This window comes from Flavobacterium sp. WC2509 (assembly GCF_052683105.1).
On record NZ_JBQZFG010000001.1, the window covers coordinates 3542919 to 3561373 of the forward strand.

The window sequence follows — 18455 nt, forward strand, 5'->3', positions numbered from 1 at the left end:
GTCTATATTCTAAAATATGAGAAAAATATTTGTTTTGTTTTTGTTTATTTCGTGCTTTTCTTCTTTTTCACAAGTCAATGAAAAAAAAGTGATATTATTGGATATAGATACCAATCAACCAATTGAAGGCGCTGAAATTTTAGTGTTAAAAACAAAACAGATTTTATGGTCTAATTCTGAAGGGACTTTTGTATTTGAACTTAAAGGAGGTTCTAATTTAAAAGTTTCGCATTCATCTTATTTACCAATCATAATAAAATGGGCTTCATTAAATCAATCAGAAAATATTTTTTATTTAACAAGTAAAACTAATACACTTGACGACATTGTAATAACCAGTAAAGATCCTAGTGAAATCATTAAAGCTTTAGTTGCTAATTCTATTAAAACGCTCAATGTACCCGCTAGGTTGAAAGTATATTCCAGAGAGTTTTTTAAGTTAAATGGAGAATATGCTTATTTTAACGATGGGCTTATTAATTTTCAATTATACAAAGAACAAAAAAAGGTAAAATCAATTTTATTGTTAGAGCAAAACCGTTCTTTTGGTTTAGTTGATGATTTGATTTCTTCGGATTTATTGGGATATAATTTAAATTCTATGATGGAGAAATATTATATTTTCTCTGTTTTGAGACCATTAACAGATGATAAAATAAGAAAAAAATACAATTTTATTGTTAAGGTAAATCCTTTAAATCAAGACTGTAATAATATAATAGCTACTCCAATCCCTACCGAAAAAACGACAGATTTATTAGATGATTATAAAATTGTTTACGATGTTAAAAGAAAACTAATAGTAGAAGTTACTGCTGTTGTTTCTCCTGAACTTTTGGTGTCAGTTGAGGAAAATACAACAAAAGGGTATAAAAACTTAATTAAATCTGTTTTTAAAACGCGTTATAGAGTAGATGCTGGGAATTATTATCTAGTGAGTTCGAATGAGGAAATTAATTATAGTTATAACGCTGGGAATGAAATTAAAAATATAGAAATACAGAATAATCTGGTGACAACCAATTTTAATGTTCAGAACTTTACGTACAATGATAGTCAGGTTTTTAAAGACAAGACTCTATTTAATGCTAAAAATTCCATCTTAACCGATTATTGGAATGTTTCTGGTTTAACTCCTACCGCTAAAGAATTAGAGATTATAAATAAAATTAGTAATTAATATCTTTAGTATCTACTTATCTTTTTTCATAGCCATAATTACATAAGTATCATAAGCGTATGTTTTTCGGTCAATTATTTTTAATACTTCAAAATTGTTTAGATATAAAAAAAGTTCTATTTCATTTAAGGTAAAAACTCGAACAGTAGAAAAATCTTCAGATAAAAGTTCTTTTTCATCAACAGTGATTTGAAAATATTTGGCATTCCATGCTAATAAGAAATTTTCAAATGGAGTGGTTTCCCATTCACTTTCACGAACATAATTTATTCCTTCATACGACGCTTCATGTGCAATGGTTTTGTTTGTCTTAATAAAAGGAATAAAACGATTTGCATCAATTATATCAAAAATAAAAATGCCGTTTGAATTTAAGTTTTTATGAACAGATTCAAAAGTATCATTAACATCTTCATTGTTTATTAAATAGCTTGTTGATCTACCGGTTATAATAATAGCGTCTACAGGGGTTTGGAGTTCAAAATTACGCATATCACCATGTATAAAAGTACAATCTTTGTTTCTTTGTTGAGCAATTGCAATCATACTTAGGCTAGAATCAAGTCCCTTGTAGTTTTGGTTATTGTCTCGAAACCGTTTGGCAAGATTTCCGGTTCCACTTCCTATTTCAAGAACAGAATTACATTCTTTTTCTTGTAGTAATCCATTGAAAAACTCATATTCTTCATCATAGTCGATGAAAGTTTGGTACATGGCGTCAAAAATTGTTGCCATTTTTCCAGAAAATAAATTTGCCATGATTGTAGTTTATATAATATAAATTTAATCAAAAAAATAAAGGACTCTCTTTCGATTGTCCTTTATTTTTTGCTTCTTTTTTAGAATGTAAAACCTAATCGAGTATAATAATAGGCACCGCTGAATCCCATTTGTACGGCATCCCAGTATCCTCCAGCTTCAACCCAATCATCTTGTTGATCAGGATAAATATTTAGCAAGTTATTTGCTCCAACGCTTAATTTAAGAGATTTACATAGCTTAAATCCTAAAGTCAAATCGGTTACAATTTTTGCTCCGTAAGTATCTGTTGCAGCTGTTTTTTGATTAGCAAATACTTGTGCATCAGTTTCACTTGGGGAAGTTCTGTAATCTTCAGGATCTTCATCCATTTGATAATCTAAAAGTTTTACTTCGCTAAATCTTGTAAAAGCTAAACCAGCATCAAACCATTTTCTTCCATAATTAAGGTTTAGACCAAATTTGCTTGGTGGAGCAGAAGCTAATAAAAAGGCTTTATCACGTTCTCCAAAGAATGTTTTTTCATCTAAATCTCCATTTTTTACTTTGTCAATTTTCATGTCGTTGATGTTTCCAACAAGAGTGGCGCTAAATCTATTTTCATTAATAGTTTTTTTCCAAGATAAAACGACGTCAAGCCCTAATGTTTTTGTGTCTACACCATTCACGAAAAATTGAGCTTTATCAACGCCAAGATTATATTGTGTTGCATCAAAATAACCAGTTAATACAATCCTATCTTTTACATTAATCAGATATCCATCAACTGTGGCAGTAAAATCACCAAAATTAGCTGTAAAACCTAAAGATGCATTTATTGCTTTTTCTTCATTTAAATTATCAATCCCAAAAGCTTTTGTTACAGGACTGTCATTTGATGAAAGCAAAACTTCGGTTGCTCCAGCTGAGCTAAAGTTTGTAAAACGCAAATTGTAATATATCTGAGCTAATGAGGGCGCACGGAAACCTGTACTTACCGAACCTCTTAAATTGATATGATCATTGATTTTCAGTCTTGATGCTAATTTGCCATTTAAAGTGCTTCCAAAATCACTATAATTTTCATAACGAACAGCTCCACTAACCATCCAGGCTTCGGTAACATCTAACTCAGCGTCTGAATATAAAGAGAAATTGGTACGGCTTTTATTTACTTCATTTAAAGGGCTGTATCCTGGGAAACCTTGCGAGCCTCCAGGTCTAGGTTCTCCAGAAATTGGGTCAATTGGGGCACTTTGAGTTGTAGGGTCTATAATTGGTTTTCCGTTAGTGTCATAAGTAGCATAAGAACCTTCTTCTCCTGCAAAAATTTTGAATTGCTCAACTCTAAATTCAGTTCCAAACGCTATGTTTAACCCGCTAAGAACATCACTGTAATTTTTTGAAACGTCTAAATTTGTCGTATTTTGAAGTAAACTGTGTCCACCGGCATTAAATTCTTTTGGTGAATTCTCTTCAAGTGAAGCGTTGATAGTTCCTTTTATGTCATAATTAAATTTATTTTCTCCTAAAGTATTACTAAGATCCCATTTCCAGCCACCAGTGGTTTCAGTTTTAATTCCAGCTGCAATCGAATTGTCATTTATTTGTGACGTAATTCTTGGAGTATATCCTCCAGGATATATTGATTCTACAACTCTTTCTCCATCATTTCGGGTAAAAGCATAAGCATCAGTATCTCTGAAATTACTTCCTCCGAAAGCATAAAATTCTGTTTTATCCGAGATTGGAACAGCAAGATTTACAAATAAATTGACACCTAGAATTTCAGCTTCACCAAAACCTTTTCTAAAATCAAAACCAGGTCGTAAAGTTTTCTCTTTATTCAAAAATTCTCCAGTAACATTCACAAAACCTCCTTTAGTTCCAATTGAAGTACCATAATTAGCACCTATTTTTACAGATCCACCATCGAATGATTGGTTTTTTCCGAAAGAATTTCCGTTTCCATTTTTATCTAATCTATAGTCTTTTGTATTTGCAGTTCCTAGAGAAAAATCACCTCTTGCATCAGTGTTATAAGCACCATAAGTTACAGCGCCTGTAAATTCATCAATATTATCATTAGTAACGATATTGATTACTCCGGCAATAGCATCAGAACCGTATTGTGCGGCGGCACCATCTCTCAAAATTTCAATTCTTTTGATGGAAGAAGCCGGAATTGCATTTAAATCAGTTCCTGTATTTCCTCGGCCTCGGGTTCCAAAAAGATTAATTAAAGAGGATTGATGTCTTCTTTTTCCATTAATCAAAACAAGGGTTTGATCTGGTCCCATACCTCTTAATGAAGCAGGATCTACGTGATCGGCACCATCAGAACCCGATTGTTTGTTAGCATTAAAAGATGGAGCAACATATTGCAAGAGTTCATTGATTTCAATTTTTCCGCTTTGTGTGGTCACATCTTTTACACTAATAATATCAATAGGAACTGCCGAATTAACCACAGTTCTTTTTGTATTTCTAGAACCCACAATCTGTACTTCTTTTAATGTTTCTCCACCCTCTTCAAATAGATCTACATCAATTATGTTTTTATCGGCTAGTATTGTAACACTTTTGTAGCCAATGTAGCTAAAAATCAAAGTAGCTCCTTCCTTTACACTTAATTTGTAATTACCGCTAAAATCTGTAGCAACACTATTTGATGTTCCTTTTTCAACGATGTTAACTCCTGGAATAGGATTGCCTGTTTTGTCTTTTACGACTCCTGATACTTCTTTTTGTGCTAATACAAATGTAATGTTCAGCAAAAAGAATATTTGCATGATTTTTTTCATAATTGGTAGGATAAGTTGGTTGTTAGTTAAATTTAGGTTTAAATATAGTTATATTTTAACAAAATAACTTAAAAATGTTTAAAAAAATTAATCAAAACGGTCAAAAAGTATTAATCTTAAAAAATTGTTTAACAAGCATTTTTAAATCTTATATTTGCAAACTTTAAAAAAGGAATTGCTAAAATACAAGTAGCAGCATATTGTTATTTGTAGAAATACATAGTATGAAATCGCCAAGATTCAAATGAAAATAGTATGAAGAACGGCGATATCATGTTTCATAAAAAAACAAATTAACTACACATGAAAGCAGGAATTGTAGGATTACCGAATGTTGGAAAATCAACATTATTCAATTGTTTATCGAATGCAAAAGCGCAAAGTGCCAATTTTCCGTTTTGTACTATCGAACCTAATATTGGAGTTGTAAACGTTCCAGATCCAAGAATTAATAAGTTGGAAGAATTAGTTAAACCAGAGCGTGTGCAAATGGCAACTGTAGATATTGTAGATATTGCAGGTTTAGTAAAAGGAGCAAGTAAAGGAGAAGGTTTAGGAAATCAATTTCTTGGAAATATCAGAGAGTGTAATGCTATTATTCACGTATTGCGTTGTTTTGACAATGACAATATCGTTCACGTAGATGGAAATGTAAACCCAATTCGTGATAAAGAAACTATCGATATTGAGTTGCAATTAAAAGACTTAGAAACAGTTGAGAAACGTTTAGAAAAAGTAAATCGTGCAGCCAAAACTGGAAATAAAGAAGCGCAAACTGAAAAAGGACTTTTAGACCGAATCAGAGAAAATTTATTACAGGCTAAATCAGCAAGAACAATCATTCCTCAAGGAAATGATGAAGAAGTTCTAATGGAATCATTTCAATTGATTACTGCAAAACCAGTATTGTATGTTTGTAATGTTGACGAAAATTCGGCAGTAAACGGAAATAAATATGTTGATCAGGTTCGTGAGTTAGTTAAAGATGAAGAAGCTGAAGTAATTATTCTTTCAGTAGGAGCAGAGGCTGATATTACCGAATTAGAAAGCTACGAAGAGCGTCAGGTTTTTCTAGAAGATATGGGGTTGACTGAGCCTGGAGCATCAGTTTTAATTCGTGCTGCTTACAAATTATTGAAGCAACAAACGTATTTCACTGCAGGAGTTAAAGAAGTTCGTGCTTGGACAATCAATATTGGATCAACTGCACCACAAGCGGCTGGAGTTATCCATACCGATTTCGAAAAAGGATTCATTCGTGCCGAAGTGATTTCATACGAAGATTACGTTCAATACGGTTCAGAAGCAAAAGCAAAAGAAGCTGGTAAATTCAAAGTTGAAGGAAAAGAATATATTGTAAAAGATGGAGACGTTATGCATTTCCGTTTTAACGTGTAGTTTTAGAAAATAGAATAAAGAAAATAGATAGAAGCCTGCAAGAGTTATTTTGCAGGTTTTTTTTATGGACCTAATCCAGCTTTTCGTTTCAATATTTTCCTAAAACTCAGTTTTTTCTAAAACCATAAAGGAGCTTCCTTTGGTCGCTCTTTTTGGTCAAGAAAAAATTAGCGTTTTAGGAAAATGATTTCCACTATAATCTGGGGTAAAAGTTGAATTGTCATATTTTAATTTTTATTACTTTTAAGAAAATTTAAATACTATGAAAATTATAGCCTTTGCAGGAAGTCCAAGCAAAAAATCCATCAATAAAAAATTAGCCATTTATGCAGCAGGTCTGTTTGAAAATGCCCAAGTTGAGGTGTTGGATTTAAATGATTACGAAATGCCATTATTCAGTGTAGATAAGGAAGCTGTTATTGGTCAGCATCCTTTGGCGAAAGCCTTTTTGGAAAAAATTACAACTGCTGATCTTTTGGTGGTTTCACTAGCTGAAAATAATGGTAATTACAGTGCCGCTTTTAAAAACACTGTGGATTGGTGTTCGAGAATAAACGGAAAAATATTTCAGGAAAAACAAATGTTGTTAATGGCTACTTCGCCCGGTGCAAGAGGCGGAGCAAGTGTTCTTGAAATTGCTAAAAATAATTTTCCTCGTTTTACTGCAGACATAAAAGCGATATTTTCTTTACCAAGTTTCAATGATAATTTTGATGTTGAAAAAGGTGAGATTTCCAATGCGGAATTGGATAATCAGTTGAAAGGAATTGTGAAGAGTTTTTAAATGGCAATGTCAATATCAATGTCAATTTTAAATTTTAAAATCTGATGTTTTTTTCTAACATAATTGCAAAAAAGCGAAATCTCTCTCTTTAGCCCCGATTGCTTCGCCAGTTCGCTTTCGCTCGTGTGAAGTGAAAATCCTTGTGAGCCGGAGTTCGGCTCACAAGATTACTTCATTATACATTTATTTTCATAGGAGTTCAGTGAACTTCGTTTGAAGCGGAGCGGGACCAATGCATGCTAAAATGCCTAATCTTTCTGCTCCAAAAATTAATTAATAGTGTTCGGGCTGAAATCTAAAATCTAAAATCTGCAATTTTCTGTCAATATCATTCTTGATAACTTTGCGGGGTACTTCTTTTAAATTTTATCGAATTACACTACATTAGCACATTCGAGGTTTTTATGGAAAGCAAAGACCGAAAAAAACGCAGTTAAATTCGCTAAAATCCCAAAATGTCAGATCAAAATCAATACACCGAAGATAATATCCGTTCTCTCGACTGGAAAGAACACATTCGTATGCGTCCCGGAATGTATATTGGGAAACTAGGAGATGGTTCTTCGCCAGATGATGGTATTTATATTTTGTTAAAAGAAGTTCTCGATAACTGTATCGATGAGTTCGTGATGGGCTCTGGAAAAACTATTGAGGTAACAATCAAAGATAAAACGGTTTCGGTTCGAGATTATGGACGTGGGATTCCATTAGGGAAAGTGGTTGATGTAGTTTCGAAAATGAATACTGGAGGAAAGTACGATTCCAAAGCTTTTCAGAAATCTGTTGGTTTGAATGGTGTCGGAACAAAAGCGGTTAATGCACTTTCAAGTGCTTTTCGTGTAGAATCTGTTCGTGAAGAAAAGCAAAAAGCAGCAGAATTCTCAGGTGGAAATTTGGTTCTTGAAGAAGATGTAATTGACACAACAAAACGAAAAGGTACGAAAGTTACTTTTACGCCTGATGAAACCATTTTTAAAAACTACAAATTCCGTTTAGAATATGTTATCAAAATGGTCAAAAACTATTGTTATTTGAACAATGGTTTGACGATTATATTCAATGGAGAAAAATATATTTCGGAGAATGGTCTTAGAGATTTATTGGAAGAAACAATCAGCGAAGAAGATTTAGAATATCCAATTATCCATTTGAAGGAACATGATATTGAGATTGCTTTAACACACAGTAAAACACAATACAGCGAGGAATACCACTCGTTTGTAAATGGTCAGAATACTACACAGGGAGGAACGCATTTAGCGGCTTATAGAGAGGCAATCGTAAAAACTATTCGTGAGTTTTACAACAAAAGTTTTGAAGCGTCAGATGTGCGTAAATCGATAGTGAGTGCCATTAGCATAAAAGTAATGGAACCTGTTTTTGAATCGCAGACAAAAACCAAATTAGGTTCGATGGATATGGGTTCGGATGACGGCACACCGCCGGTTTCAGTCCGTACTTTCGTTAATGATTTTATCAAAAATAAATTAGATAATTATTTACATAAAAACCCCGCAACGGCGGAAGCTTTATTACGTAAAATTCTTCAGGCTGAACGCGAAAGAAAAGAATTATCAGGAATTAGAAAACTAGCTACGGATCGTGCCAAGAAAGCGAATCTTCACAATAAAAAATTAAGGGATTGCCGTGCGCATCTTCCTGACACCAAAAATCCAAGAAGTTTAGAAAGCACACTTTTTATTACTGAGGGAGATTCGGCTTCTGGATCGATTACCAAATCTCGTGATGTGAATACTCAGGCTGTTTTTAGTTTGCGAGGTAAGCCTTTGAATTCGTACGGAATGAGCAAAAAAATTGTATATGAAAATGAAGAATTCAATTTATTGCAGGCCGCTCTCGATATTGAAGACGGATTAGAAAAATTGCGTTACAACAATATTGTAATCGCAACCGATGCCGATGTCGATGGAATGCACATCCGTTTGCTGTTGATTACATTCTTTCTGCAATTTTTTCCAGAATTAATAAAGGAAGGACATTTATACATTTTGCAGACACCGCTTTTCAGGGTTCGAAATAAAAAAGAAACCATTTATTGTTATTCGGAAGAAGAACGAAAAGATGCTATCGAAAAACTAAAACCAAAACCAGAAATCACCCGATTTAAAGGTTTAGGAGAGATTTCTCCAGATGAGTTTAAGAATTTTATTGGAGATACGATTCGTTTAGATCCAATTATGATGGACAAGAATACGTCGATAGAACAGTTGTTGTCATTTTATATGGGGAAAAATACTCCAGACCGACAAGAGTTTATTATCAAGAATTTGAAGGTGGAGTTGGATGTTTTGGAAGAGGTGAAATAATATAGATAGTGTCAGGAAACCTTCAAAATAAAGCTTTATTTTCTCAAGTTGTCGAAATGTTGCAAAATGCTCGACAACACGTTTTACGTACTGTAAATTCAACAATGGTTTATACCTATTTTGAGATAGGACGGATGATTGTGGAAGAAGAACAAAACGGAAAGGACAGAGCAGAATATGGAAAGCAATTGTTAAAAGGACTTTCTGAACAGTTGACCAATGAGTTTGGGAAAGGATATTCTTTGAGGAATTTAGAGCAGATAAGAAAATTTTATTTAACATATTCAATTTCGTCGACACTGATGACGAATTTGAATATTCAAAAAACGCAGACAGTGTCTGCGGAATTGATCCATAAGAATACGCAGTCACCGTCTGCGTTTTCTGAGAAATCCGAGACAGTGTCGCGGATTTTCAAACTAACTTGGTCACATTATACGTTCTTAATGCGGATTGAGGATGAAAAAGAAAGACGTTTCTATGAAATTGAATCCGAAAAATACAATTGGAGTGTTCGCGAATTAAAACGACAATACGATTCAGCACTTTATACACGATTAGCTTTGAGCCGAGATAAAGAAGGCATTTTAAAACTCTCGGAAAAAGGTCAGATTATAGAGAAACCAAAAGACATTATCAAAGATCCTTATATATTGGAGTTTCTAGGATTACCAGAATTGCATCAATATTCTGAATCGGAACTGGAAGAAGAGATTATCAATAAATTAGAGCATTTTTTATTAGAGTTAGGTCACGGTTTTACTTTTGTAGCCAGACAAAACAGAATTACTTTTGATGATAAACATTTCAGGATTGATTTGGTTTTTTATAATCGAGTATTGAAGTGTTTTGTTCTGATTGATTTAAAAATAGGAGAATTAAAACATCAAGATTTAGGACAAATGCAAATGTATGTCAATTATTACGACAGAGAAATGCGTCTAGAAGATGAAAACAAAACTATAGGAATTGTTCTTTGCCAAAACAAAAGTGATTTGGTTGTAGAATACACTTTACCAGAAAATAACGAGCAAATTTTTGCCAGTAAATACAAAACAATTTTACCAAGCAGAGAAGATTTAATACAATTAATTTCGGAATCAAAATAAATGAAAGACGAAGAAGACGATAACATCATTCCAAACGAAGACGATTCGCAAAACGACATTAATGATTCAGACGAATCTATTGATGAAGGTTTTGATGACTTAGTTGTTTCAGGCGGACACCATTTTTACGAAAATAATGAGGATGAAAATGATACCATTACCAAAGTTACAGGAATGTACAAAGATTGGTTTTTGGATTATGCTTCCTATGTAATTTTAGAGCGTGCTGTTCCTGCTATCGAGGATGGTTTTAAACCGGTGCAACGAAGAATTATGCACTCTTTGAAAGAGTTGGATGATGGTCGTTACAATAAAGTTGCTAATGTTGTTGGTCACACCATGCAGTATCATCCTCACGGAGATCAGAGTATTGGTGATGCAATGGTGCAAATTGGTCAGAAAGAATTATTAATTGATTGTCAGGGAAACTGGGGTAATATCTTAACAGGAGATGGCGCTGCTGCTTCTCGTTATATTGAGGCACGTTTATCAAAATTTGCTTTAGAGGTTTTATACTCTCCAAAAATTACCGATTGGGGAGTTTCGTACGATGGTCGTCGTGCTGAACCGAATAATCTTCCTGTAAAGTTTCCATTGCTTTTGGCACAAGGAGCAGAGGGTATTGCCGTTGGTCTTTCGACTAAAGTACTGCCACACAACTTTAATGAATTAATTGATGCTTCGATTAAAATTTTAAAAGGAAAACCGTTTACGCTTTATCCGGATTTTATGACGCAGGGTATTGCCGATGTGTCTAATTATAATGATGGAATGCGTGGCGGACGTGTTCGTGTTCGTGCCAAAATTGGTCAACTCGATAAAAATACATTGGTGATTACGCAAATTCCGTTTTCAACAAATACTACGACTTTGATTGATAGTATTTTGAAAGCCAATGATAAAGGTAAAATCAAAATCAAGAAAATTGAAGATAATACCGCTGCTGAGGTTGAAATATTAATTCACCTTTTTCCAGGAGTTTCTCCAGATAAAACCATAGATGCTTTATTTGCTTTTACCGCTTGTGAAACTTCTGTAGCACCTTTAGGTTGTGTGATTGAAGATAATAAACCATTGTTTATTGGTGTTTCTCATATGTTGAAAATTTCAACACAAAGAACGGTTGATTTACTTCGACAAGAGTTGGAAATTCAATTAGAAGAATTAAAAAATAAATGGCATTTTTCTACTTTAGAGAAAATCTTCATTCGTGAAGAAATGTACATTGATTTCAAATTATATGGAGATAGAGAATCACTTTATGTCTATTTGTATGACCGTTTTGAGCCTTTCAAGAAATCATTCGTTAGAGATATTCATGATGATGATTTACATCGATTGACACAAATTCCAATGATTCGTATTACTCGTTTCGATTCTGATAAAGCTGATGATTTTATAGCTAAGTTAGAAGACGAAATGAAGGAAGTGGAACATCATTTAGCTAATCTGACAGATTTTGCGATAGCTTATTTTACGAAGTTAAAAGAGAAATATGGAAAAGGCAGAGAGCGTCAAACTGAGTTGCGTATTTTTGATGATATCGAAGCGACCAAAGTCGTACTTCGAAATACTAAATTATATGTAAATAGAGTAGAGGGTTTCGTGGGAACCAGTTTGAAAAAAGATGAATATGTTACTGATTGTTCGGATATTGATGACGTAATTATTTTTTTACGTGACGGAAAAATGATGATTACCAAAGTCGATGCTAAAACTTTTGTTGGTAAAGACATTATTCATATTGCTATTTTTGATAAAAGTGATAAACGTACGATTTACAACATGATTTATCGTGATGGTAAATCGGGACCATCGTATATTAAACGTTTCAATGTTACGGGTGTTACCCGCGATAAACCGTATGATTTAACCAATGAAACTGCGGGTTCACAAACCTTGTATTTTTCTTGTAATCCAAATGGTGAGGCTGAAGTTATTACTATTTTATTGCGTCAGGTGGGAAGTATCAAAAAGCTGAAATTCGATATTGATTTTGCTTCTTTAGCGATTAAAGGACGTGCTTCTAAGGGTAATTTAGTTTCTAAATATCCTATCAAAAAAATTGAATTAAAGGAAAAAGGTATTTCGACACTATTACCAAGAAAGGTTTGGTTTGATGATACCGTTCAACGATTGAATGTTGATGCAAGAGGGGAATTGCTGGGTGAATTTAGACCTAGTGATAAAATTCTAATTATCCAGCAATCAGGGAAACTTAAGGTTATTACACCTGAGTTGACTACTCATTTTGATGAAGATATGATTGTTTTGGAGAAATGGATTCCTAAAAAACCTATTTCGGCCATTTATTATGATGGTGAAAAAGAACGTTATTATATCAAACGCTTCTTGGTGGAAACTGAAAATAAAGAAGATTGTTTTATCACCGAGCATCCGAATTCGAGATTGGAAATCGTAGCGACAGACTATCGTCCAGTAGCCGAATTGATTTTTACAAAAATTAAAGGGGTACAGAAAGAGAATATGACAGTAGATATTGAGTCTTTTATCGCTGTAAAAGGATTTAAAGCACTCGGAAATCAATTAACTACTGATAAGTTGAAACAGGTTAATTTGTTGGAATCATTGCCTTATGAAGAGCCAGTAGAAATTATTCCTGAACCAATTGAGAAGGACGAACAAACCGATGGTGATATAGATGTTCAGTTGGATGACGATGGACAGGTTACTTTGTTTTAGCAACAAAAAAAAACAGTTTAGAAAATTTCTAAACTGTTTTTTTTATCTTCTAAATGAATTTTAGTATTTACTCAACGAAGCCTTGTGAATACAATCTTCAATTTTTTCTACCATGTTATAGCTTCCGCAAAAGAAAGCAGTTCGTTCGTGTAAGGAAGTTGGCTCGATTTCCATGACACGGTTTACACCATCTGATGCTTTTCCGCCTGCTTGTTCGGCGATAAAAGCCATTGGATTGCATTCATATAGAAGTCTTAATTTTCCTTTGATGGCTTTAGAACTTGAAGGATATAAATAGACTCCACCTTTAATCATGTTTCTATGAATATCGGAAGCTAAACTTCCAATATACCTGGAACTGTAAGGACGATCTTCTTCTTCTAATTGGCAATATTTGATATAATCTTTTACTCCTTGTGGGAAATGGATATAGTTTCCTTCGTTTACAGAGTAGATTGCACCATTTTCAGGAAATTTCATTTTTGGGTGTGACAAATAGAAAGTTCCTATGGCAGGATTTAATGTGAATCCATTTACACCTTGTCCAGTTGTATAGACAAGCATGGTTGAGGTTCCGTAAATCACATAACCAGCCGCTACTTGAGCTGTTCCTGGTTGTAAAAAATCTTCTAATTGTACTGGAGTTCCCACTGGAGTTATTCTTCTGTAAACCGAAAAAATAGTTCCAACTGATACATTTACATCTATGTTGGAAGAACCATCCAAGGGATCCATCAAAATAACGTATTTACTATTATTACCTTTGTCACTTCCTTGAATAGTAATGAAATCATCATTTTCTTCAGAGGCTATGCCGCACACAATTTGTCTATTTGTTAGTGTTTGAATAAAAACTTCATTGGCATATATATCTAGTTTTTGTTGGTCCTCTCCCTGTATGTTTTTCTCACCAACTCCACCAATGATATCTACTAATCCTGCTTTGTTTACTTTATAGCTAATTACTTTTGCTGCTAATTTTATAGAATTAAAAAGACTAGATAATTCACCTGATGAATAGGGGAAATCTTTTTGATTCTCAATAATGAATTCGCCTAATGTTTTGTTTTTCTCTGCCATGTTGTATAACTTTTTGAGTTTTTTAAATTTAGGCTATTTTTTTATATATTGAACTAAATCTAGCTTTGTTTTTTTTAATTCTTCTGCTGCAATTTTTGCAATGGCTGTAGCTCCTTCTACAGAAAGATGGGTGTCATCTTCATGTTTTTCGTTTTTATAATAAGGGATTTCACCAGCTGCAAAATGTAAATGGATTTTTTTTGATTTTTCTGGTCCATATTTTTGCTCCAATAATTCGGTGTAATATTCCATATCAATAAAAGGAACATTATATTCTTGAGCTACCAAACGAGTTTCTAGAGTATAGTCTCCATGAGTAGGAATTAGAACGCCATTTTCGTTAAAATTTCTTCGGCATATTGAAGAAAAAAGTATTGGTGTCGCTCCTTTTTCCCTAGTTTCGTTTATAAATCGAATTAGATTATGGCGATAAGCTGTATGCGGATTGGTGTAACGGGTAGAATCTTTCTCTTTTTGGTCATTATGTCCAAATTGTATAAAAACATAATCCCCTTTTTTTAAGGATTTGTAAACAGATTCCCAAAATTTTTCGTTTATAAAGCTTCTTGTGCTTCTTCCATTTACAGCTCTATTATCGAATTTAATATTATCAGTAAGAAACATAGGAAACAGTTGTCCCCAACCACGTTCAGGGTTTTCTTCTGGTTTTACTTTATTGGCCATTGTAGAATCGCCGATGCCGTAAATTGTTGGTTTTTGTGCTAAACAATTTAGAGATAGTAGCATAAAAAGTACAATAGTCCATTTCATATATAAAGACTTTAATTTGTTAGTAGTCATATATGGTATCGCGTTTTTATTTATTGGTGTTTGCATACTCAAACTTGTTGTTAATTGCGATTTCATAATTAGCATTATTTTTTATTGTATTTTGTCTATTTAATTGCAGTTGGTGTTGTTGCTTTTTGACCAATTACGACTTCATTTATGTTTACATTTTCTGAGTTGGTAACTGTCATTCCATTTTTTGCGGTTTGTATGTTGATGTTGTCTAGTTTTATATTTGATACTTTTTTATCAGGAAATCCTTCTATGACAATACCAGTATTTGTGGCTTCAACACAACTAATGTTTGAAAAAGAAATATCTGAAACTTTAGAAGGATATAGTCCACTGCCTTCTCCATGATAATTAGCGGTGATATAGAGACAGTCTTCTACTTTTCCAAATGCTAGGTTGTTGAAATAAATATCTTTGACAGAACCACCTCGGTCGGAATTTGTTTTGATGAATACACCTCTTTTCAAATAGCCTCTAAATTTACTATTTTCAATATATACATTTCGAACTCCTGCTGACATTTCACTTCCAATAACAATTGCGTGTAAGCCTTTGAATTCACAATTTCTAATAACAATATTTTCAGAAGGAGTATTTGAATTGCTTCGACCTTCATCATCTCTTCCTGCTTTTATGGCAACGTTGTCGTCTGCATTATTAAAAAGAACGTTTTCAATTAAAATATCACTGGAATATTCAGGATCTACCCCATCATTATTATTGTTTTGTGCATCGTATTTTAATCCGCGGAGTGTTATGCTTTTACTTTTCAATAAATGAATACACCAAAAAGGAGAATCTTCTATTTTGACATTTTCTATCAGAATGTTTTTTGAGTTGATAAATTGAATCAATTGTGGTCTTAAATAATGGCCTTCTCCAAAAACACGTTCTTTGATAGGTGTATTTTTGTGATTCATCTCTCTACTTAATAGTTTGTCTTTTTCTTCAAGAGGCTTCCATTTTATCCAAGTATTTTTGGCTTCTCCATCGATTATTCCGTTTCCAGTAATAGCGATGTTTTCTACATTGTTTCCATAAATAAGTGGGCTATAATTGTAAAGCATTGTTCCTTCCCAGCTGGTTAGTGTTAGAGGATAATCTTTTGGATTAGAACCAAATCTAATTTTTGCACCATCTTCTAAATGCAATTTCACATTACTAACAAAATGAATAGGACCGTTTATGGTGTAAACTCCTTTGGGAACGACAATTGTACCTCCATTATTTTTTTTACAGAGTGCCATGGCTTTATCAAAGGCAGGTTTTGAATTGCTAACAGAATCCCCTTTTGCTCCTAATTTTGTGACTTCAATTTTATAGGAAGGAATAGTCGGTAGCTGAATACGCTTGATAATTTCATCCACTTTATCTGATGGGAAATCATTTTTTTGAGCAAAACAATGTGCCGAAAAAAGAAATAGAATTAGAAGTTTATAGTTCATAATGTCATGTTTGGAAAATTCGGTTGTTAGGTAATCTTTAAAATAATTACATTGATTTCAAATACCATTGTTTTGTTGAAGAGGTAACGTTCGAATCTAGTATATTTTCGATAGTATAGTTTTTGGCTTCAGCATCTGTTAATTGATGTGACCAGTTAACTCTTGTTTTCGGTTGAAAACCTTCACCAGTACATTTGTATTCAGCATAAAATGAGCTCATTTCAGTGTCTGATTTTGACCAAACGGACCAGCCTTCTGCCAAAATTTGTTTACCCATTTCACAATTTATAAAAACGGTTTTAGCATAAGGTCTCCAAGGACGTCCAAGATATACTTTGGTTGCATTTGCATCTGCTGTGAGTTTACAGTTTTTAAAAACATAACCATAAGTATTGTCTTTTGGTGTTGAAGCTGCTGTAATATACGAGTCACTTTTGCTATTAATAACACAGTTTTCGAACAGGACTGTAGCATCTCCAAATATAAAATCAGTAGTACCTTCGATATAACAATCTTTAAAATAATTTTTACTGGCTTCTCCCGAAGTATAAAGTGTATCCTGATGTCCTAAAAAAGCACAATTAGTAAATAGTGCTCTATTAGCATTTACATTCAATGCAACTGCCTGCCCAATTGGTCCTGAAGTGTTTTTAATGGTTAGGTTTTTACAGAAAAAATCATCCCCTTCTACCAAAACGGTGTAGGTATAAAAAGTGCTGTTTCGACCAAGAGCTATTTTATTAAAATTATCATCATACGTTATGATTGTTTTTTCTCGGCTTTCGCCAATGAGAGAAATATTTGGATTCCAAGCATGAATTTTTACCTTTTCATAATATGTTCCGTCTTTTATAAAGATATTAATTCTTTTACTTGTGTAAGCTTTTGCAGCATTTATGGCTTCTTGAATTGTTTTAAAATCGCCATTTCCCTTTTGATCTACCACAATATTGAATTCATCTTTTAAAGTGACTTGATTTTTTTTGGGAGAGGCTACTGTTTCAGATTCAATTTTTTTTTTCCAGTCTTCGTATTTTTTTAAAACTTCTTTTGGTCCATTGGTGTACCAAGCATAGCCATTTCTTCTTTCATAACCAATCTCGGCTAATGTTGCTTTTTTTATTCCATCTCTATCACAGAAAAAAGGAGTGTTATCATTTAGTTCCATAAAACGAGCCCACAAAGGTTCGGCATTCGAATCTTTTACAACCACTCTGTTTGGTTTACCATCTTCTCCAATTACAGATTCTATTTTGATACCTGTAATTTTTGTTTTTTCAAACCAAACTACAGCGCTATTTACTGCAGTTATTACTTCTGTGGATGGATTTTTTAGTGACATTAAAAGCAATACAATTTTTGCTGATTCTTGACCACTTAAAGAGGCTAATTCAAAAGCTCTTGCATTTGCAGGAAGCAACGTAATTTCATCATGCTGTGCACACCAAGCAGTGAGAACTCCATTTTGTTTGTATTGCGTTTTTAAGATACAATCGATTCCTTTATTAAAAGCGATTTGTGTTTTTTTGATTGTAGCGTCATCAGGAGTGATGCTGTAATAACCTGTTTTGTCTATAATTTGTTTCAAGATGTTTAGAATATTAGCCATCGAGTCATCATTGTAGGTTATGTGTGTGTAATATCCTTTTTTTAGTGGATAAAATTGAGGCCAGCCTCCGTTTTCATATTGGGCTTCGAGTAAATAATTCAAACCAGAAAGAAATGCATTTTTATATCTTTCATCTGGTATTTGAGCATATATTTTTGAAAGAAATAACATTTCTTGTGTGGTAGCTCCATTGTCGGTAGTTATTTCTTTAGTATCTGATTTTTGTGCAATCAATTGTTTTTTTTGATCAGCAGTCAGTGGATTTTGCATTTGAATGTTTTTTGGCCAACCTCCAATATTGCGTTGGTACAATAATACATTTTCAGCAATTGCTTTGGCTTCATTGGTGGCAAACCAGCTACTTTCATTATTACGAATAATAGAAACCCATTTTTGCTCTTTTTGCACTTGTGCATTGGTATTGAATACTATCAGTAATGCTATTATAATGCTTGTTTTTATACTTTTCATTTTAAA

12 protein-coding genes are annotated in these 18455 nt (G+C 33.3%); 6 read left to right on the forward strand and 6 right to left on the reverse strand.

The features are described from left to right. Positions 1-16 precede the first annotated feature (16 nt). Complete coding sequence (locus tag ACUN3A_RS14840; protein WP_445552059.1) at positions 17-1180, forward strand: hypothetical protein; 1164 nt, start codon at positions 17-19, stop codon at positions 1178-1180. A 12-nt stretch (positions 1181-1192) separates the two neighbouring features. On the opposite strand, the gene ACUN3A_RS14845 is transcribed toward ACUN3A_RS14840, so the two are convergent. After that, positions 1193-1939, reverse strand: a complete 747-nt coding sequence (locus ACUN3A_RS14845) for a class I SAM-dependent DNA methyltransferase (protein WP_445552060.1) — start codon at positions 1937-1939, stop codon at positions 1193-1195. Between the two features lie 80 nt (positions 1940-2019). Further along, a complete protein-coding gene (locus ACUN3A_RS14850; protein WP_445552061.1) occupies positions 2020-4722 on the reverse strand; it encodes a TonB-dependent receptor in 2703 nt (900 codons plus the stop codon). Positions 4723-5025: 303 nt separating this feature from the next. On the opposite strand from ACUN3A_RS14850, the gene ychF reads away from it, so the two are divergent. From ychF to ACUN3A_RS14875, 5 genes are all read left to right on the forward strand, one after another. Then, complete coding sequence (ychF, locus tag ACUN3A_RS14855; RefSeq protein WP_445552062.1) at positions 5026-6120, forward strand: redox-regulated ATPase YchF; 1095 nt, start codon at positions 5026-5028, stop codon at positions 6118-6120. A gap of 262 nt (positions 6121-6382) precedes the next feature. Continuing rightward, positions 6383-6904: an NADPH-dependent FMN reductase gene (locus ACUN3A_RS14860; RefSeq protein ID WP_445552063.1), complete on the forward strand. Its 522-nt coding sequence runs from the start codon at positions 6383-6385 to the stop codon at positions 6902-6904. Positions 6905-7359: 455 nt separating this feature from the next. Further along, positions 7360-9231 carry a DNA topoisomerase IV subunit B gene (locus ACUN3A_RS14865; protein ID WP_445552064.1) on the forward strand — a complete coding sequence of 624 codons (1872 nt, stop codon included), beginning with the start codon at positions 7360-7362 and terminating at the stop codon, positions 9229-9231. A gap of 8 nt (positions 9232-9239) precedes the next feature. Next, positions 9240-10340 carry a PDDEXK nuclease domain-containing protein gene (locus tag ACUN3A_RS14870; protein ID WP_445552065.1) on the forward strand — a complete coding sequence of 367 codons (1101 nt, stop codon included), beginning with the start codon at positions 9240-9242 and terminating at the stop codon, positions 10338-10340. Next, a complete protein-coding gene (locus tag ACUN3A_RS14875) occupies positions 10341-13043 on the forward strand; it encodes a DNA gyrase/topoisomerase IV subunit A (protein WP_445552066.1) in 2703 nt (900 codons plus the stop codon). It abuts the gene before it with no gap. A gap of 60 nt (positions 13044-13103) precedes the next feature. Here the strand turns inward: ACUN3A_RS14875 and fbp are convergent, their stop codons facing one another. From fbp to pelA, 4 genes are read right to left on the reverse strand one after another with little or no spacing between them, the layout of a single operon-like run. Continuing rightward, positions 13104-14123, reverse strand: a complete 1020-nt coding sequence (gene fbp, locus ACUN3A_RS14880) for a class 1 fructose-bisphosphatase (protein WP_445552067.1) — start codon at positions 14121-14123, stop codon at positions 13104-13106. A 33-nt stretch (positions 14124-14156) separates the two neighbouring features. Then, positions 14157-14990 carry a rhamnogalacturonan acetylesterase gene (locus ACUN3A_RS14885; RefSeq protein ID WP_445552068.1) on the reverse strand — a complete coding sequence of 278 codons (834 nt, stop codon included), beginning with the start codon at positions 14988-14990 and terminating at the stop codon, positions 14157-14159. 29 nt (positions 14991-15019) lie between these two features. Beyond that, on the reverse strand, positions 15020-16369 hold the full coding sequence (locus ACUN3A_RS14890) for a glycoside hydrolase family 28 protein (RefSeq protein ID WP_445552069.1): 1350 nt from the start codon (positions 16367-16369) through the stop codon (positions 15020-15022). Positions 16370-16415: 46 nt separating this feature from the next. Further along, positions 16416-18449, reverse strand: coding sequence for a pectate lyase (gene pelA / locus ACUN3A_RS14895; RefSeq protein WP_445552070.1), 2034 nt, complete (start codon positions 18447-18449; stop codon positions 16416-16418). Positions 18450-18455: the final 6 nt, after the last annotated feature.